Source organism: Psychrobacillus sp. FSL K6-1464 (assembly GCF_038003145.1).
Taxonomy (GTDB): domain Bacteria; phylum Bacillota; class Bacilli; order Bacillales_A; family Planococcaceae; genus Psychrobacillus; species Psychrobacillus psychrotolerans.
In genome coordinates, this window is the sequence record NZ_JBBOOP010000001.1 from 3,099,844 (window position 1) to 3,119,616 (window position 19,773).

Below are 19,773 nucleotides of genomic sequence, written 5' to 3' on the forward strand. Positions count from 1 at the left end.
GTCTCCTCCTCTAGACTTCCGCTTTTTTAGTCCATAATGTTTTTCTATATTCTTTCGGAGACACGCCACACATTTTCTTGAATACTTTACTAAAGTAATTGGGTTCATGATAACCAATTTCAAAAGTAATCTCTTTTAAACTTTTCTCTGGGTCATTCAATAATTTCTTTGCTTTTTCAATGCGGCACTCTGTTAAATAGTCTATATAGTTGACGCCTAGCTTTTCCTTAAACATTTTACTAATATAAATTGGGCTCAAATTCACTCGATATGCTAGTGCATCCAAAGAAATATCTTCATGTGAATGTTCACGAATATACTGTTGAATTTGATGTATCTTATCAGCTTCTATTTGATCGTAATGGGCGTTATAAACAGCATTCATCTGTTCCAACAGTAATAGTGTTTCTGTTCGTAACTGTCTATAATCATTTGCCTGAAACGAGAAAAACAATGCATTCGTTTCCATTCCCATTTCATCCATTACACGGTTTGCCACCCAAAGTAACTCGAGTATGCGTTGCTGAGTATAGATCAATGAATTGCCCACATTTTCATATTGCTGAATTACTTCCAACAAACGGGTACGAATAGCAGCCCAATCCCCAAGCCGGATATGATCAAAAAATTCTTTTTGTTGCTGCTTAATAATATGATTATCGGTTTCTAAAGTGAGGGCTGGAACGTCCATATAAAATCTATACTTAACTGCTAAGGTTGTATCCATTGTCGCAATAAGTGCCTCCTGGTAAGACAGGCGAATTTCATCTAGATTTTCACATACCTGACCTATCCCCATGAACCACTCTGTCCCTTGCTGCTCATTGCCCAAGGATAGAATGGATTTAGCTAAAGCTATCGCCTGCGATCGAAAGCTACTCTTAGAATCTCGAAAAATAATTAGAGGTAACTGTCTCCCGTTTAGAGCACCTATCCAAGCATCTCCAGTTGCTCTTACCTTTTCTTTAATCGATAAATAATAATGATGTGCACCTTCTGGCAATACAAGTACAACAACAAATTTTTCTAGTGTGGAACGAGTTTCAAGCATTTCTACAAGCATATCAATATGGACCTCATGAACATGGTCAAATAATAACTGGGTGACAATATCCGTTTCCGCCAAAGTCAGTGCCTGTTCCCACTTCTCGATTTGCATTTTACTATTATTCTCTGCCTCTAGCTCTTTCTGACACTCATCTAATACTCTTCCTACTGTTATAACAATTTCACTAGCTTTACTAGGTTTCAATAAATAATCTTTTACTCCAAGTTTGATAGCCTGTCTTGCATAATCGAACATATCAAAAGCAGTTACCATAACAAATTTGATAGTCGGATGAGAAACCTTCATTGTTTCAATGGCCTCTAATCCATTAATACCCGGCATCATTATGTCCATTAAGACTAAGTCAGGCTGAAAAGTATCTGCTAATTCGATTGCCATTTTACCGTTTTTCGCCTGTTCAATTAAAAGGTCAGGAAATGCCTTTTGGATGATGGCCTCCATTCCCTCTCGCTCAATTGGTTCATCATCCACTATTAGTAGTCTCATCATTTACCTCCTCCCTAGTTTCTGGGATTTGTATGATTACTTTCGTTCCAATACCCTCTTCACTTTCAATAGATACTAAATTTTCTACACCGTAAAATAGTTGGAGCCTTTTCACTACATTCTGAAACCCAATTCCAGTGGAATGTCCTACATTTGTATCCAGATGCCCACTTAGTAGCAATTCTATATTATCCTGAGAAATACCTTTCCCACTATCCTCTATCTCCATAATAATCCAGGACCCATCTCTTGAAATTCTAACCGAGATAGTACCTCCATCCTCTTCTGGTTCGATTGCATGTATAACAGCATTTTCGATAATAGGCTGAAGGGTAAGGCCAGGAATATTAACATGTAAGCAGGATTCATCGATATTTGCTTCAAAATGCAGACGGTCAGCAAAGCGTGCTCTCTGTATTTCCATGTATTGATAGAGCACAAGCACTTCCTCATACAATGTAACTGGGCGATCGATCCGCTTCAGATTATACCGCAGTAACCCAGCTACACTTACTAACAGATCACTCGTTTCCTCTGCCCCGTCTAAGTATGCTTTCTTGGACAACGTATTTAATGTGTTGAACAAAAAATGGGGATTGATCTGGCTTTGTAAACTCTTTAATTGGCTCTCCTTTAACAGTAGCTTACTTTGCTGAAGTTCATGTTCAAGCTGTGCCTTTTGCTGAATCTCCAATATCAAGTCATTGATATTTATGCGCATTGTATCAAATGTCTGTGCTAGGAATGCAATTTCATCATTAGATTCTACTTTTATTTTTTGATTGAAACGACCATGTGCTAACTCGTTTGCAGCCTTCGTAAGCTGATGTACAGGTTTTGTAATACTGAGCGAGAACCAATAAGTAGCTAGAAGCAACACTGCTGTTACTAGAAGGAGTATCCAGATTCCTAGTTTTTTTAACTCCTCTGACTGATCGATGATTTCTCGGTAAAATAGATTATAGGTTTTTAACTCCCGCTCTAAAATAGTTAATGTCATTTCTGATATGTACATTGATATACGATTTGCCTCATTGAATTCATTTGTGGAGCCCTCTAATTCCTGCTCTTCTGAAAATAATATAGAACGATTGGCCGTCTCTACTAAACTATCGATTAAATGAATATAATTCGTAACAGAAAACGCATTTTCTTCATTGCGAAGCTTTACTACATCCTGTTGAACTTCCTCAATGGTTTTAATACTCTTTTCTATCTGTACTTTATGTATTTCTGTAGGATCCAACAAATAATTATTTAAGTCGGTTATCATTTTTTGACTAGCAATTGTTACTTCATTAAGGCGTAAATAACGCTGTAGAATAGAATTTGTTTGTTCTTGTGTTTGCTGATTGTAATAAGTGAGCGTCATCCAAATAATTCCCATGATGAGCAACATAACAGAAACGAGTAGCCAAATCTTTCGTTGAATAGTAGTCATGGCTTGTCACCATCTGATACAAGCATCTTGGTTTCCGTCAAATAACCACCAGAATTTAGAGGAACTGTCTCTCCAGAAATCCACTCCATGAGCCATTTCACACTTTCCTGGCCCATTTGCTCTGGTTTTTGTTCTAAAATGCCATCTAGTTTTCCCTGCTCCAAAAGAGTAGTCGATTCAACTCCGTCATCAAACGTATAAATATGATACGGCTCTACTTGCGTTCGTCTTCCTATTTCCTGAATCATAGGCCCCGCATAATTTGCATTAATCGCGATAAACGCAGTAGCTCTCGGCGCATCATTCATAAGCTGTTGGGTTGTCGAAATCACTTGTTCGTTTGTGTCTTCTGTTCCTCTAATAATTATGTCAATCTCCGGATAATTTTCGAGGACATCTTGTATTCCAGCCAAGCGCTCTTTTTGGTAATATGCTTGTACTTCATCTCTAAGAACTATTACTTCTCCAGACGTACCCATTTCTTTAATCAGTTCATAAGCAACCATTTTACCCGCCCCAAATTGGTCGGATCCTACATATGTTTTGCGCAAGCTTTCTTCTACCGGAACGTCGTTAGCTACTGTAATAACAGGTATTCCATAAAAAGCAGCTTTAATTTTGGTTAGTTCTTTAAATTCATCCGTGTCCAGGCCTTGAACAATGATTCCATCTACTTTTGAGTGAATAGCGATCTCCATCTTTTTCAAAAAATCGTCTTCGTTATTTCCATAACTTCCCCATACTTCGAGCTCCACATTTTCTAACTTTGCTTGCTGTTTTGCTCCTTGTCCAACCTTATTCCAAAAAGGGGTGTCCAGTTCTTGTGTTATCAATACAAGGCGAATGGAATCTTCCATCTCGGAAAGGGAAGCAGGTAATTCACTAGAGGACCGAAAAGCCTTTGTTGCAGATACAATTGTTAAATAACTAAAAATAATAATTAGTGCTCCTAATAATAGAACAATTGTTTTTCTCATTCACCTTCCCCTTTCCATAGGCTAGTTTCTTCCATATTAACACCTTCAATTAAATTGACAATCCTATATTCAGATGATTCCCAATCTTTTTATCCCTTTTGCAAATACTTCACCGACTGGAGCAAGTATTGTTTCCCTTTCCATGAGTAACTAACAGTTGATCGCAAGTAAACTCCATAATCTCCTAGATATAATACAAGGCACCCCTTGAAAGAAAGGGTGCCACATTAACCTATACATTAAGCTCTTTGCTTTCGTGTCATCACATCGAAAATTACCGCTCCTGCCAAAACTCCTCCACGGATCATGTATTGATAAGATATACCGACACCTAGCAAGTTCATCCCGCTTGATAAGCAAGCCATTACAATGGCACCAATAACAGCACCTGTTACTTTACCAACACCACCAGCAGAAGATACCCCTCCAACATAAGCAGCAGCGATTGCATCCAGTTCAAATAATGTACCTGCTGTAGTCGTAGCTGATTGTAGTCTCGAAGTAAATAGAATCCCAGATAATGCTGCGAGCATACCCATCGATCCAAATACGATATATGTAATCTTTTGTACATTAATACCACTTAAATGAGCAGCTTCTGGATTACTTCCGACTGCGTAAATATGGCGACCAAGTACGGTTTTCGTCGTTAAGAAATGGTAGATAACTACTACTATAATCATAATGATTACTGTCCATGATAAACCATTGTATCCTGCTAAAATCCATGTAATATATCCAATAATTGCGGATATTAACACCAGTTTCGCACTGAATAACCCACTAGACATAACTTCAAAACCATAAGTCATTTTGTTGCGACGAGTAGAAATTTCATTGTAGACAAATAAAAGAATCCCAACTAAACCAACTAATAATGTTAATAGATGCAAACCATTTATTTGCATAATCGAAGGGATAAATCCATTCCCAATCGCATTAAATTGATCATCTTTAATAATAATAGTTCCAGTTTTTTCTGTTACTTGAAGTAATGCACCTCGGAAAATTAACATTCCCGCAAGCGTTGCTACAAAGGCTGGTATACCTATTTTAGCGATTAAGACACCATTAACCAATCCAATTAGTGCTCCAAGGATTAAAATTGCTGGAATAGTAATCCAAACCGACACGCCCATTTGCGTTAAAAATATTGCTGCAATTGCTCCTAAAAATCCTGCTAAAAATCCAACTGATAAATCTATATGGCGAATGACAATTACGAGCGTCATCCCTACTGCCAATACAGCGATATATCCTGCTGAATCCAATAGATTACTAATGTTTCTTGAGGACATAAATAGTCCGTTCGTCATAATCGTAAACGTTAACATAATGAATATTAACGCAATATACATTCCATAATCCCGAATGTTGGCTTTGACGAGTGCTTTTGCTTCTCCAAAAAAGTTCATCATTATCCCCCTTTTATTGCGTCGCAAGTTCCATTATCGTTTCTTGTGTCGCTTCCTCCATAGTTAGCTCTCCTTTAACGGAGCCCTCTGCCATGACATAAACTCGATCACTCATCCCTAGTACTTCGCCCAGTTCAGAGGAAATCATTATAATACTCATTCCTTCATTGATCAGTTCATTCATAATTGTGTAAATTTCAAACTTCGCCCCGACATCGATTCCCCTTGTCGGTTCATCTAATATCAAAATCTTAGGTCCTGTAAACAACCACTTACCAAGTGATACTTTTTGTTGGTTTCCTCCACTGAGCTTCCCGACAATCTGTTCTAGTGAGCTAGCTTTTATATAGAGAGAATCCTTATACGTTGTTCCAACTTTCACTTCTTCGTTTAAATTTAGTATTCCCTTTGTAGAAATTCCTTTGAGATGCGCTGCAGAAACATTACTCTTGATATCCTGTAATAGAAATAAGCCGTCTCCTTTACGATCTTCCGTTACATAGGCAATACCAGCTTTAATCGCCTCACTTGTATGCTTTAATACCTTTTTTTCTCCAAACATTTTCATATTACCCTGTATTTTATAGTTTTTAGGGTTACCAAAAATGCTGAGGGCAAGCTCTGTTCGACCAGATCCCATGAGACCTGCAATCCCGATTATTTCGCCTTTTTTTACCTCAAGCTTTACGTTTTTCACTACATTCCGACCGAGCTGTGAATCATAAGCAGTCCAATCAGATAATTCAAGAATTGTTTCACCAATTTTCTTATCGGGACGTTTCGGATAAATATCTTCAATATCACGGCCAACCATATTTTTTATAATGACGTTTTCAGATACTTCTCCCTCACTCGCATCAAGCGTGCAAATTGTCTGTCCATCACGCAATACTGTTACTTTATCTGCAATATTTATAACTTCCTTAAGCTTATGAGAAATCATAATGCAACTAATCCCTTGTTCTTTCAGCTCTTTTAGAAGTACCAACAAATTTTCACTATCATCTTCATTAAGTGCCGCAGTTGGTTCATCTAATATAAGCAAGTTAACGTCCTTACTTAGAGCTTTGGCGATTTCCACCAGCTGCTGCTTGCCGACACCTAATTCCTTGATAAGTGTTTCTGGAGTTACTCTTAACTTCACTTTTTGCAATAATTCGGTTGCTTGAACGATTGTTTTATTCCAGTCTACAAAAGGACCTTTTTTTTGTTCGTTTCCAGCAAATATATTTTCATAGACAGTCAAATCGGGAAATAGAGCTAGTTCTTGGTAAATAATACCTATGCCTACTTTGACACTATCCGAAATTTCATTGAACTGTTGAACTTTTCCCTCATATACGATGTCCCCAGTGTAATTACCATATGGGTAAACTCCACTTAACACTTTCATCAGAGTTGATTTACCTGCTCCATTTTCTCCAACCAAACAATGAATCTCGCCTTTTTTCACTTTGAAATTCACGTTTGAAAGTGCCTTAACTCCTGGGAATTCTTTAGAAATATTATTCATCTCTAAAATATACTCACTCATATTATTGCCTCCCTTACTTAAACAAAAAAAGTGAAACCTCAAACAGTAGGGAACTCATTAACATCTACTATTTGTTAATTGAACCATTCGGACATTAACGGCCATTTGCACTTTCACTTTCACTTATGCCTCAGTCCTTTACCTTGGTGTAGAAGAAGAGGCCTACCGCCCGTCGATGCGGGGTAAAAATGGAGAAATAGTGATAGACGAATCTATCACTATTCCTCCTCTTCAACTGTTTTACTCTAGACCTGTAAATTCACTTGACTCATAATACTCAGAATCGATAAGTTCAGCTTTAACATTGTCTTTGTCCACTACGATTACATCCGTTTGTTTCGCTTTTACTTCCACAGATCCATTATCGTAAGAACCTGTTGTTTTTGGTGTGTTGCCATCTAGAACTTCTACTGCCATACCCATTGCATCTTTTACTAATGTACGAACATCTTTGAAAACAGTCATCGATTGTTGTTCGTCAATGATGTATTGAATGGAAGCTTTTTCTGCATCTTGGCCAGTTACAAAGTAATCAGTAATAGCACTATCAGATGCAAATACATCTGCGATAGAACGAGCAGTTCCATCATTCGGTGCAAGTATGGAAACATTTCCTTTTAGATTATCTGCTGCTGCTGTTAAATGAGTTTGTGCTTTGTTTTTTGCATCGTTTGGATCCCAGTTTGTAGTGATTTGACCAATAATTTTACCTAGCTGATCACGTGAAAGATCTGCTGAGTCTTTTAATGCCTCTGCTTCACTTGAATTGGCAATTTTAAAAGTTCCATCAGCAATTTTCGGCTGAAGCACTTTCCATGCTCCTTCAAAGAATAAGAATGCATTGTTATCAGACGCTGCCCCTGCATACAAGTAAAGTGGAACATCTGAGCCATCAGCATTGTCTACTAGATACTGCGCTTGTGCTGCACCAACTGCTAAGCTATCAAAAGTCACATAGTAATCTACTGCATCCGTATCCGTGATTAAACGGTCATATGCAATAACTGTTACACCCTCTTTTTTCGCTGCCTCTACTGCTGAAGCCGCTGCTGCACCATCATGAGGAGTGATGATTAATACTTTAATTCCTTTATTTAATAATGCTTCTACATTTTCTTTTTCCTTCGCTGAAGAACCTTGGCTGAATAGAATTTCTGTAGAATAATCTGAATCTGCTAAAGCGTCTTTGAAGCGTTGCTCATCTTGAACCCAACGTGGCTCATCCTTTGTTGGTAATACAATACCAACATCTACCGAATTACCTCCGCCATTATTACACCCTGCGGCCACTAATGCGAAAACCATTAATATAACTAAAAAAGTTAACCCCTTGAACTTCTTCATTCTTTATCCCTCTCCCTTTTTCTAAAAGTTGATTACTTCTTTATTATAAATTCAGAATATTTATATGAAAGCGCTATCAACTGTATTCTTTTATCATTACCTATACTTTTTTAGCTTTTAGAATAACTTGTAGGATATTGGGGTAGAATTCAGAGTCGATTGGCGATTATTACATTTTCCCATAAAAAAAGAAACCTTTAGCATCAAATGCTACCGGCTTCTTTCATACCTATTTTGCGGATGAACCAGGTTGTGGTATATTCGCCTGCATCCTGTCTTCTTAACCATTTCTCCATTCATCTTCCCAGAATTCCTGCTTGTTATTTCCTACACTCTTTTCTTTATCCTGTACATATTGTTCAAATGATTCCATCAAACGTTCAAGCAAAATATTTTCTTCCTCGTACGTATCTATAGATTTCACTTCCACTGATGCAACATTTGGTGGAACTCCAGTTAACTTATGAACACTTACATCTAAGGCTTCCGCAATTGGTCTAATATATCGGCCGTCTGGCACATCCTGACGTTCCCAATTAGAAACAGTGCTGATTGTTACCTTTAACTCTAGGGCAAGTTCCTCCTGTGACATGTTCTGTTCTTTTCGAACTTTGCGCAGAACCTCTCCTTTTACTTGCATTGTATATTCCCCTTTCTAAACGTTATTTAAAAAGTAATCTACTAGTATTTACCCCACTTCATAAATATTATGTAAATTATCTGATAATGACTAGAAAGTACCTATACTGGAAGAATAGTTATTTAGACTGACTAAATAGATTTTGATATCTTATTTTTAATCTATATTTCTATGTTCTAAATCTTTTTCCCGATATAAAGTAAATGCGAGGAGATTCCTAAAACATGGGGATCATTAGCTTTCTCGGTTAGTAATCTAATAACTTTCTCAAACTCACTTGAACCTTTATCTCTCCAGTAGCTCCAATTATCACCACTCAAGAGAGTACCTATATTAGAACCTATTAAATCTAGACTTTCAAATCCGTTTGCCTCCATGAATGGTTTTATTTCTTCTATATTAAAGTAATAAGCTCCTGTAAATCGTCCTTCCTCCTTATGGTTAAAACGTCCACTTTGAGAAAACTGGTCTATATTATCCATTTGGTTATTCGGCTTCCAATTTTCTGGATACATGAGAGACGTTAAAATATGTCTAACTCTCGGCATAAACGCCACAAAAACAATTCCACCCTTTTTCGTAACTCTATATAACTCATTTACCGCTTGAACACGCTCTGCTTCTTCTTGTAAATGATACAAAGGGCCAAGCATTAATGAGGCATCAAATTGGTTATCTTTCAGTATAGTAAGATCTGTTGCATCCGCTACATGGAATCCATTAAAATTTTGTTCTAACTTAAGCTCATTTGCTTTATCTTTAGCCATTTCCACAAGCTGTGGAGTTAAATCGGTGAGTGTAACTCTGTATCCCTCATTTGCTAATCGCATAGAATATTTTCCCGGTCCCGCTCCATTATCTAGAATCTCTCCATTTAAAGGAAGATACTTTTTTAAATAATGCCAATTCACTTGAAACTCGATAGGCTCCCTATCCAATCGTCCCCATTCATCAAACCTATTATAATACTCCATAATAATGTTTTTCATATTGCCTCCTACTTTCTTTTCATTTTATAAGTAGTTCTTCACAATGGCACAAAGTTCCTTCAAAGATCTCAGTTTACACATATAAAAAAAAACCACTCACCCATTTAATTATGGAGAGTGGTCTTCAATTTTAAAAACTAGACCCTTGTATGATCTTAATGGGTTCCAAATTAAATTCCCCAGTCCAGTTTCAATATTTCTTTGAATACATCTAACTTTTCTCTATCTATGTGATCTGCAATTTTTTTCTCTAACCCAGCCTTAAGAGATTCATTTTTTTCATAGCATGCTTCTCCTAAGGTAGTTAACCGGATGCATTTTTCTTTTTTATTGTGTGTTACTTGATTAACTTCCACTAATCCTTTTGATTCTAAGCTTCTTATGAACTTATGCGTTGCCTGTCGTGTAATATTAACTTGTTTATTAATAGAGGATATGGTCGGATTCTTTTTGTATATTCTTGCGATGATGAACCACTCTGAATTAGATATATAGATATCATTGCTACTATTCCATAATTCTTCTGTTACCTTTCGAATCATAAGATTCCTCTCACTTATTAGATCAAATAAATCTAAATCATTTATCTCGAAATTCAAGCACTTTCCCCCGTTCAATAATGTCCTTTACAAATATACAAGCACTCTATCAAATCGTCAACTAAGTTGACTATTTTTATATTTGGGTTATAATTAGCTTAGTTAACTTAGTTGACAATATTCTTTAGAGGAGCATGTAAATGTTTAAAGTTGGCGAACTAATTGTTTATTCTACTCATGGCATATGTCAGATAGATGATATTTGTGAAAAAACATATTTCGATATTACAAAGAAATATTATGTTTTACACCCATTAGACAATCTGAAGTTATCGATAAGCACTCCGGTCAATAGTAAAGCGGTAGCTATGCTTGAACTCCTTGATCAAGCTGAGGCTAAAACAATATTAAATTCCTTTGGCTCATCGGGTATTGAGTGGATTGAAGATAGTAAACAACGTACAAAAACTTACTCTGAGATTATTAAAAGTGGTAATCGAAAAGGGCTCGCAAAAGTAGTAAATACACTTTTACGAAAAAAGTATGATGCCCAGTTGGAAAATAAAAAATTAGTTGACCAGGACTTGAAACTATTGATTTCCGTTCAAAACATTCTGTATAGAGAACTGGCATATTCTTTAAATACTTCCTTTGAATCCATATTGGAAGAGATTTCAAACAGCATTCACTCAAAAATGAAAGTTTCCAGTACTGTGTGATATATTCTATACAAAAAGCCCCGACCAATTCAGTGAATTGATTGGAGGCTTATTTAGTTCTTTTCATACCAACGAACCTAAGAACATCTTCAATTAATATAAGAATCTCCATAAATAAAAGGTTGCATATGACTCCCAGCCCCTCCATGGGACTGCTAGTTTTGATATTTCTTCTTTTGTTGGTTTATCTACTGTACCGGTTAAATTAGCAATATCCCCGAATGTTTCTACCAATCTTCTTTTTAATGTATATGCATATGCCAGATTGATCTGCTGTCCAAGAATTCCCCAAACTATTGCTTCAAATAAATCTGGAATCCCAATATTACGAAGCCCATAAAACTCATCCACTGCATTATGTAGTAAGTAATCTTTTTTAGCCATTTCATAAAAAGGTCTTAAATCATTATCTAGATCCAACCATTCTCTTACATATTGGTGTACCTCGTCCCGTACCTTTTCACTGACAACGTAGTTATCCTCTAAAAAGTGAATAACAAGATTCCCGTCAGTATTTTCACTAATTCTAACCAATTGAACTTCATCTATTACGGGGATTGCTTTTACGACTATATTATCTAGGAATGAGAAGCCTCTTAACTCTTAGATCCTATATGAAATTACCATTTCACTTTAACCCTTATGCATGTTAGAAGTACACTTTCTGACTTTCTGCATCGAGGTTGAAAATTCCTTCTATTGATAGTTACTAACTCTTTTACTTTTTACCTTTTCATAGACTTCACATATTCCATGTCTACGTAAAAAGAGACCTCCCATCAATCCAATAGAATGATGAGAAATCTCTAGAATAAATCTAACTAGCTATTCCCTTTAGGCTTTTTTGAAACCACTTTATGTATCGGGAATAATTGTAACTCCAATTGTTCGTACGGGGATATCTTTTTCCTCTTGGTTACTTGGAAAAAGATAGTATTTAGTTAAAATTTCTTTTAGCTCATTTTGAAAATTTAAGAAATCTTCGTCATTCATTTTTAATTCGATTAAAGAAAATGCTGCTCCATCATGAGAATCGTTCGTTTCTTCTATTTTCTTTAAATAGTTTTGATATTGAGTCATTAATGTTAATTGATAGAAAGATACAAAATCAAGTTTTTCTTGTTGAGATGCTTGATTCCACTCCCCTTGATCAAGTTTCAGCTTCTCTTCATTTAACACATAATATTTCTCAGATACCGATTTCACCTTCTTTTCATTTATTACACGAATTATCTCGGAGTCTAATAACACTTGTATATGTCTGTAGAGAGTTGCTTGTGGCACATCCTTAATAATTTTGACCATTTCTAATGGTGTTAATCCATTTTCTTTATTTCTTAATAATGCTTGAGAAATTTTCATTCGTACTGGATGCATAAGAACTTCAACTTTATTTAACATTATATCCCCTCACTTGGTTATTCTTATTCTCATTATAAAGAATAAGAATAAGTAGTGCAAAATATAAAACACTATGTTATCATTATTGATAATGAGAATTACTTTTTAAAAAGGAGTTGGGATTATGCAATTGCATTATGGAATAAATGATTTAAAAGACTTTGATTTAATGTCTTTCCTACCTATCGTGCTCCCAGTTATTTTAGTAGGATTTATACTTGCTATGGTTGCATTAATAGATTTGTACAGAAATAAAAACAGGAGAAATAATGTACTTATATGGACACTAATAATAATTTTTGGCAACACACTTGGACCAGTTCTGTATTTTGTTATAGGAAGAAAGGATAGTGAGCAAGTTGACATTGGAAATTAGAAATGTAAAGAAAACTTTTAAAAACAAAACTGCCGTTGACAGCTTCTCGGTGGTACTACAATCAGGAGATTGTGTAGGATTAATCGGACCTAATGGGGCTGGGAAATCGACACTCATTAAAATGATTGCAGATATTATTAATCCAGACACTGGTGAGATCCTATTAAACGGGAAAAAAATTTCTTTGATGAAAAAAGAAATTGGATACTTACCACAATATCCAAATTTCTTCCCCTGGATGACAGCCAAAGAGACACTAATGTTTATGGGAAAACTTTCTGGATTAAATAGAGCTGTACTAACAAGCACTATTCCGAGTATTTTAAAAAAAGTCGGTTTAAGCGAAGAGGAAGACTCGAAAGTAGGCACATTTTCAGGTGGTATGAAACAGCGACTTGGAATTGCTCAAACCTTACTACATAAGCCCTCCCTCATTATTATGGATGAACCCGTTTCTGCTCTGGACCCCATTGGCCGAAGAGAAGTATTAAACCTTATCCAAGAAATAAAACAGGAAACAACCATCCTACTATCAACGCATATTTTAGGTGATGCACAAGAAATCTGTGAGCGATTTATAGTTATTAAAAATGGGTTGAAAATCGAGGACACAACGAGTACTGAACTACTTCAAAGAAATAGCGAAGATAGATTGAATATTGAAATTACAGAAACAGATCATAAATGGGTTGGTATTATAGGAGAATTACCTTATGTGAAAGGAATAGAAGTAATTGGGAATAAACTAATGGTGAAAATGGAAAACCTAGAGGCTAACAAAAACTTATTACTAGGCAATGCACTGAAACATAATGTAAATATCTTAAAGTTTGAAGTAGGTAATGATACGTTAGAAGAAATTTTCTTAAAATTGGTGGTGGAGAAATGAATACTTTTATAGTCCTAGTTAACAAAGAATTTACCCAGATGGCACGAGATTTTAAGATTATTTGGCTTCCGCTAGTATTTATCTTGCTAGGGATTACGCAACCTGTAATGACATATTACTTGCCTGCTATATTAGATACTTTGGGAAGCGGTCAAGGCATTACGATTGACCCAAGTATGACAAATCAACAAGGTGGTGAGATTTTAGCTGGCACGATAGGTGCCCAATTTGATCAGCTAGGAATTATGATTATTGCAATCTCTTTGATGGGAATCATCCAAACCGATAAAGCTAGCGGAATGTTAGCCTTTATTTTAACTAGACCTGTAGCTGTTTTCTCATACGTGGGAGGTAAAATTGCTTCTAACTATATTTTTATTGCATTTAGTGTTGCTGCTGGATACCTCGCATCCTATCTATACGTAAATTTTCTATTCACAGATGTGGCTGTTTCCGATATGCTCATCGCTCTATTATTTTATCTAATATGGGTTATTTTTATAGTCTCGTTTACAGCAATGATTAGCACACTTATAAATAGTCCAGGCCTTATCGCATTAATCTCCATTGCATTTTTAATAGGTTGTAGAGTTATTGTTGGCTTAAATTCAATAATCGATTTAGTAAATCCGGCCAGTATGAGTAAACATGCAATGGAAGTGCTCATAACTGGATCTGTAAATTCAAACGCATTTGTCAATTTAGCGGTAACGTTGGTTTGTGTTGCCGGAGCAATATTTGTAACAAACTATTGGATTTCCAATAAAAAATACAGTAATGAATGACCAGATACTCAAATAAAAAATCTAAATTAGGATTCCAGTATACAAGAATTGAACTAGTTTTAAATTGAAGCATTAATCTTTTAAATACCGTATCTGTATAATCTTTTGTATAATAAAGAGATAAAAAGTATTAGTTCATATTATTAAGTGATAAAATACAAAACTATCTTTATAAACTACAGGGGGAAATAACCAATGACGATTTTACTGGTAGATGACAATACCGTCAATCTATTTGTAATAGAAAAAATATTAGATAGCGCTGGTTATAAAGATACAGTTTCACTAACATCGGCTCAAATGTTATTTGACTATTTACAACTTGATCATCCTAATCCAACCTTTAATTCGGTTGATTTAATTTTACTAGACATCATGATGCCCGAAATTGATGGCATTGAGGCTTGTAAACGTATTAAACAAAATGAGAGATTTAAAGATATCCAAATAATCTTCGTAACAGCACTCGAAGATAAAAACAAACTAGCTGAAGCACTTGATATTGGTGGGAGCGATTATATAACTAAGCCAATAAACAAAGTGGAGCTATTAGCACGTATTCGCGTAGCCCTTCGATTAAAGGCAGAACTTGACTGGCATACCCAACATGAAAACAAAATTCAATACGAGCTAGACTTGGCCACACATGTCCAAAGAAGTTTATTGACCGCTCCTTTTAAAGAAGAAAAGATACAAATCGAAGTATCATACTTACCTTCTTTTAATCTTGCTGGAGATATGTACTATTGGCATAAAATAAGTGACAATCGATATGCGATCGTTTTATTGGACATGATGGGACATGGTATTTCGGCTTCCTTAGTATGTATGTTTATATCCTCCGTACTAAGAGAGTCCATTAAGCAATTAGTAGAGCCGGAACTAGTTATTAAGGAATTAAATCGTTATATGCTTCTTTTACATAATGAAAAAATTGGAATCCCTTATTATTTTACAGCTATCTATATGGTTGTAGACACAGAAAAGAAAACGATTGAATACGTGAATGCTGGTCATCCTCCGGGATTCGCACTTGTAGACGATACTAAAATGGTTCCATTAGATAAAGGGAGCTGCGCAGTTGGTTTCTTCGATGAGATTGAGGTTAAAAAAGAGGTTATTACGTACGAGAAAGATATACAAATTATATTGTATACAGACGGAGTTCTAGAAGCTATGGATCCTTGTGAAATAGAATCTGAAAAAAAACTTGAACAGTTAGCTTCTAAAAGATGGAAACAATCACAGTCATTGATTGATAACCTATTAACAAAAGAACAACAAACTGCTCAACCTGACGATATGTGTGTGTTAATGATTAAATGCAACGAATAATTTAAAAAGTACATTCTTATATAAAAAAAAGCACAAATGTTATTTTACAACATTTGTGCTTTTTAAAATTTATTGGTTAACTTAGGAGAGATATGATAGTCAGCTATGATTAGAAGCTTAAAAAGTAAATGTAAATACTCCTCCTAAAACATCCTAAAGTAATCATTATCAAACCCTTTGATAAATACGTTCATTCCCTGCTATTTCTTGATACTTCTCCGTGACTTGAGAGAAACGGAGTGTTTCTTTGTCTCCCAATCCGAGGAACCCTTGAGGGCTTAAACTCTCATAGAATAGATGCTGTACCTGTTCTTGGAGATCTGCAGTAAAGTAAATAAGGACATTTCGGCATATAATCACATGAAACTCATTGAATGATTGATCTGTCACTAGATTATGCTGAGCAAAGATAATATTCTCTAGTATAGATGGATGAAAATAAGCATATTGATCATCTGCTTTATAGTACTCAGAAAATGCGTAATTTCCTCCTGCAAGCATATAGTTTTTCGTATATGCTTGCATTTTTTGGATAGGAAAGGCGCCTTTTCTTGCCTTTTCCAATACTTGTTCATTCATATCCGTCGCATATATAACTGCTTTGTCCTTGAGTCCTTCTTCTTCTAACAAAATTGCCATGGAGTATACCTCTTCACCCGTTGCACATCCTGCATGCCAAATTCGAATCTCTGGATACTTGCGAAGAATAGGAACTACTTCTTTTCTAAAAGTCTTAAAGAAGCTAGGATTACGAAACATTTCTGTTACGTTGATGGAAAAATCATTTAGCAAGCTTTCTAAAAAGTGCTCTTCATGTATCACTTTTTCTAGTAACCCGGTAACTGTCTCAATGCCATTTATATTCATGCGATTGTGAATTCGACGAGAAATGGAAGATCGGTTGTACTGTCGAAAATCGAATCCTGATAAGCGATAGATGGCTTCCAGCAAGAAATCGATCTCCAAGTCTTCATGTTGTTTATATACTTCCTCAAGTTTCATATTTTCACCTTGCTTGTCCATCTTTTAAAACTCCCTTAAGATACTAACCATACTCGAAGAACAGAGAATAGTTGATCTAGATTTAGTGGTTTACTGATATAGTCAGAAGCACCAGCTTCCAAACACTTATCTCGATCATTCTTCATTGCCTTCGCTGTTAAAGCTATTACAGGTAATTCTTTCAATTTTAAATCGTTTCTAATTCTATACATTGCTTCATATCCATCCATATTCGGCATCATGATATCCATTAGTACTATATCAATTTCAGTATTGTCCTGTAATATATCCAAGCATTCAATGCCATCTTTGGCTACCAGGATATTCACTCCCCTTTTTTCAAGGGCCGTTTTAAGAGCGTATATATTACGGTAATCATCATCAACGATTAAAATATTTTTGTTTTGGAAAACATTCGTGTGATCATGCAAAGAAACTAACACTTCATCTTTTTTAATTCCTGTTTGCTTCTGGACCTCTAGATTAGCGAAATCTGATACAAAAGCTGTGGACGGTTCGAATGATGCCTGTGTTACAGCTACCTCTGAATAATCTATATTTAAATGTTTATCTAGAATAAGGCCGTTCGGAAGACTTGGAACAACTAGTTTAAATACGCTACCAACTCCTTCTTCACTTTGCAGTGTAATCCAACCACCAAGTAACCTTGCGAACTCTTTACAAATAGATAAACCAAGACCTGTTCCACCAAACTTACGAACGGTTGCACCATCAGCTTGCTGGAATGTCTCAAAAATTAGCTCATGCTTGTCTACTGGGATACCAATACCTGTGTCGGCTATCGATACTTCCAACCAATCTTTGCTTATTGCTCTCATTTCCTCTGTTTGCAGTTGGTTCTCAATTTGTTTAATCGTTAATGCAACGGAACCTTCTTCCGTAAATTTAAAGGCATTGGATAGAAGATTTTTTAAAATCTGCTGAAACCTTTTTTCGTCTGTAAAGAAAAGGTCTATTACATCGTCCTCTTTGAAAATATGAAATTCTAAATTTTTCTTCTGTGCAATAGGCGAGAATACATGCTCCATATGTTGAGGTAACTCACTTAAATTGACTTCTTCAAATAGAACTTCGAGTTTACCTGCCTCTACCTTAGAAAGATCTAAGATGTCGTTTATTAGCGAGAGTAAATCTTCTCCTGAAGAATGGATAACATTTGCAAACTCTGCATCCTCATCAGTTAAACGTCCTTGATCGTTTTCTGCTAGCATTTCCGATAATATCAGAATACTATTCAAAGGTGTTCGGAGTTCATGAGACATATTCGCCAGAAACTCCGATTTATAGTTTGAATGTAGGGTAAGTTGCTCTGCCTTTTCTACTAATTCTTTCCTAATTTTCTCTAGCTCTTTGTTTTTTGTTTCCGCATCCTTTGTTTTTTCTTCTAACTGCTCATTAATTTGTGTTAATTCTTCCGTTTGCATTTGAAGCTCTTCGGATTGAGTTTGTAATTCCTCAGACTGTACTTGTAATTCTTCTGTCATCGCTCTAGATTCGTTTAGTAGTCGAATAATTTCCATGCGTCCTATGACACTATTAATCGATAATCCAAAGGTCTCCACAATTTGTTTTACTAAGTCCTGCTGTAGCTTACTATATTCAGACATAGTAGCAAGTTCCATCACTGCTATGACGTCCCCTTCAAATAATATAGGAACAATAAAGATACTACGAGGAGGTACTTCCCCTAAACCAGTAGATATATAGCGATAATCTTCGGGTATTTCATTAAAGATAAAGGTTTGTTTCTCTTGCACACACTGCCCAATTAGCCCCTGTCCAATTCGAAAACTTTCTCTTCCAATATCCTTCTCGAAATTATTATCTGCAAAGGAGGCATTCTTTATGAAATGATTTCGGTTATCCTCTATTTCTCTTACATAAAATGCACCAGAAGAAGAGTTAGTCATCTTAGCTATTTCAGACATAAATACTTTTGCAAGTGCTTCTATAGAAGCAACACCTTGATATTTTGTCACAATTTCAGCAAGATTTGTTTGCAACCATTCTCGGCCATCCAAATTATCCAATAGATCATTGGTTGCATTTGCAAGTTCATTTATTTCATCATTCGTATTTACATGTATTCTTTCTTTCAAATCACCATTGTTAGAGGCAATTTTTTTAATGGTTTGTGTCACATCATTAATAGTTCTAACAATTGATTTCGAAACCTGGCTTGATATAACTATTGCAATGATAGAAACAGTTAAAAGCAGACCGAATAATCCTACTGTCAAATTATTATTTTGCTTATCTAACTCTTCTGCCCTAACTTGGGCAAGCTCTCTTTCGGATTCACGGAAGTCGTTAAACTGATTTCTAATAGATTGCATGTATTCACGACCACGGTCATTGGCATAGAACTGTTGAATAGCAGCATCATCATTGTCCCTTTTCAGTCTAATCGCGTTCTCCCCAGCCTCCTCTATCCAAAGGTCAGTTGTTTCTCTTACCACCTGTAATTTTTGTTGCTGATCTGGTTTATCCGCCATTAACTGATACAGTTCCTTGAATTCAATCTGCCACTCACCAGCTGCTTTGTAGTAAGGCTCTAAATAGATTTCATTTCCTGTAATGACAAACCCACGCTGACCTGCCTGCATATCCATCACAAATTTCTCTACATTATTTGTCAGTGTTTCTACTTTATTATTATATTGAAGAAGAAAATTTCTTTCTTGCTGAAGTGAACGAATTTGATTGTTTAATATAATCACGGAAGCAAATAAACAAACAATAATAATGATGTATCCGATGGTAATCTTAGGACGTATACCAAACTTCCATTTATTCTCCATTTATATCCTA

Annotated in this window: 17 protein-coding genes and 1 pseudogene; 5 read left to right on the forward strand and 13 right to left on the reverse strand. The window is 35.7% G+C overall.

Annotation, left to right across the window (positions count from 1 at the left end):
* Window positions 1-10 precede the first annotated feature (10 nt).
* From MKX39_RS15730 to MKX39_RS15770, 9 genes are all read right to left on the reverse strand, one after another.
* Entirely contained in the window at window positions 11-1,558 is a 1,548-nt protein-coding gene (locus MKX39_RS15730; RefSeq protein WP_340770338.1) for a response regulator, read from the reverse strand.
* Window positions 1,533-2,996: a sensor histidine kinase gene (locus MKX39_RS15735; RefSeq protein ID WP_340770340.1), complete on the reverse strand. Its 1,464-nt coding sequence runs from the start codon at window positions 2,994-2,996 to the stop codon at window positions 1,533-1,535. Before MKX39_RS15735 ends, MKX39_RS15730 begins: the two co-directional genes overlap by 26 nt.
* The gene (locus MKX39_RS15740; protein WP_093538303.1) at window positions 2,993-3,973 is read right to left on the reverse strand and encodes a sugar ABC transporter substrate-binding protein; all 981 of its coding nucleotides are present in this window, start codon (window positions 3,971-3,973) and stop codon (window positions 2,993-2,995) included. Before MKX39_RS15740 ends, MKX39_RS15735 begins: the two co-directional genes overlap by 4 nt.
* 239 nt (window positions 3,974-4,212) lie before the next feature.
* Entirely contained in the window at window positions 4,213-5,388 is a 1,176-nt protein-coding gene (locus tag MKX39_RS15745; protein WP_093538302.1) for a sugar ABC transporter permease, read from the reverse strand.
* Between the two features lie 13 nt (window positions 5,389-5,401).
* The gene (locus tag MKX39_RS15750) at window positions 5,402-6,922 is read right to left on the reverse strand and encodes a sugar ABC transporter ATP-binding protein (RefSeq protein WP_093538301.1); all 1,521 of its coding nucleotides are present in this window, start codon (window positions 6,920-6,922) and stop codon (window positions 5,402-5,404) included.
* A gap of 240 nt (window positions 6,923-7,162) precedes the next feature.
* Window positions 7,163-8,266, reverse strand: coding sequence for a sugar ABC transporter substrate-binding protein (locus MKX39_RS15755; RefSeq protein WP_340770346.1), 1,104 nt, complete (start codon window positions 8,264-8,266; stop codon window positions 7,163-7,165).
* A gap of 280 nt (window positions 8,267-8,546) precedes the next feature.
* Window positions 8,547-8,906 (reverse strand): helix-turn-helix domain-containing protein, encoded by a 360-nt coding sequence (locus MKX39_RS15760; protein WP_340763536.1) that lies wholly within the window; start codon window positions 8,904-8,906, stop codon window positions 8,547-8,549.
* A 176-nt stretch (window positions 8,907-9,082) separates the two neighbouring features.
* A complete protein-coding gene (locus MKX39_RS15765; RefSeq protein ID WP_340763537.1) occupies window positions 9,083-9,895 on the reverse strand; it encodes a class I SAM-dependent methyltransferase in 813 nt (270 codons plus the stop codon).
* A 170-nt stretch (window positions 9,896-10,065) separates the two neighbouring features.
* Entirely contained in the window at window positions 10,066-10,494 is a 429-nt protein-coding gene (locus MKX39_RS15770) for a MarR family winged helix-turn-helix transcriptional regulator (RefSeq protein WP_340770348.1), read from the reverse strand.
* A 140-nt stretch (window positions 10,495-10,634) separates the two neighbouring features.
* Between MKX39_RS15770 and MKX39_RS15775 the strand changes: the two genes are divergently transcribed.
* Window positions 10,635-11,153: a CarD family transcriptional regulator gene (locus MKX39_RS15775; protein ID WP_340763539.1), complete on the forward strand. Its 519-nt coding sequence runs from the start codon at window positions 10,635-10,637 to the stop codon at window positions 11,151-11,153.
* 93 nt (window positions 11,154-11,246) lie between these two features.
* Here the strand turns inward: MKX39_RS15775 and MKX39_RS15780 are convergent.
* Together MKX39_RS15780 and MKX39_RS15785 are read right to left on the reverse strand one after the other, a co-directional pair.
* Window positions 11,247-11,744: pseudogene (locus MKX39_RS15780) on the reverse strand (DNA glycosylase); the annotation flags it as partial.
* 264 nt (window positions 11,745-12,008) lie between these two features.
* The gene (locus tag MKX39_RS15785) at window positions 12,009-12,554 is read right to left on the reverse strand and encodes a helix-turn-helix domain-containing protein (protein ID WP_340770352.1); all 546 of its coding nucleotides are present in this window, start codon (window positions 12,552-12,554) and stop codon (window positions 12,009-12,011) included.
* Between the two features lie 124 nt (window positions 12,555-12,678).
* Here MKX39_RS15785 and MKX39_RS15790 point away from each other — a divergent pair, with 124 nt between their 5' ends.
* The 4 genes from MKX39_RS15790 to MKX39_RS15805 all read left to right on the forward strand — a co-directional run bounded on the left by MKX39_RS15790 (window position 12,679) and on the right by MKX39_RS15805 (window position 15,939).
* Complete coding sequence (locus MKX39_RS15790; protein ID WP_340770355.1) at window positions 12,679-12,930, forward strand: PLD nuclease N-terminal domain-containing protein; 252 nt, start codon at window positions 12,679-12,681, stop codon at window positions 12,928-12,930.
* The gene (locus MKX39_RS15795) at window positions 12,914-13,819 is read left to right on the forward strand and encodes an ABC transporter ATP-binding protein (protein WP_340771482.1); all 906 of its coding nucleotides are present in this window, start codon (window positions 12,914-12,916) and stop codon (window positions 13,817-13,819) included. The genes MKX39_RS15790 and MKX39_RS15795 overlap by 17 nt, the downstream gene beginning before the upstream one ends.
* On the forward strand, window positions 13,816-14,604 hold the full coding sequence (locus MKX39_RS15800) for an ABC transporter permease (RefSeq protein WP_340763542.1): 789 nt from the start codon (window positions 13,816-13,818) through the stop codon (window positions 14,602-14,604). The genes MKX39_RS15795 and MKX39_RS15800 overlap by 4 nt, the downstream gene beginning before the upstream one ends.
* Before the next feature lie 195 nt (window positions 14,605-14,799).
* Entirely contained in the window at window positions 14,800-15,939 is a 1,140-nt protein-coding gene (locus MKX39_RS15805; protein WP_340763543.1) for a fused response regulator/phosphatase, read from the forward strand.
* Window positions 15,940-16,107: 168 nt separating this feature from the next.
* On the opposite strand, the gene MKX39_RS15810 is transcribed toward MKX39_RS15805, so the two are convergent.
* Window positions 16,108-16,962, reverse strand: coding sequence for a CheR family methyltransferase (locus tag MKX39_RS15810; RefSeq protein ID WP_093538288.1), 855 nt, complete (start codon window positions 16,960-16,962; stop codon window positions 16,108-16,110).
* Window positions 16,963-16,976: 14 nt separating this feature from the next.
* Window positions 16,977-19,763 carry a CHASE3 domain-containing protein gene (locus MKX39_RS15815; RefSeq protein WP_340770358.1) on the reverse strand — a complete coding sequence of 929 codons (2,787 nt, stop codon included), beginning with the start codon at window positions 19,761-19,763 and terminating at the stop codon, window positions 16,977-16,979.
* Between the last annotated feature and the right edge of the window lie 10 nt (window positions 19,764-19,773).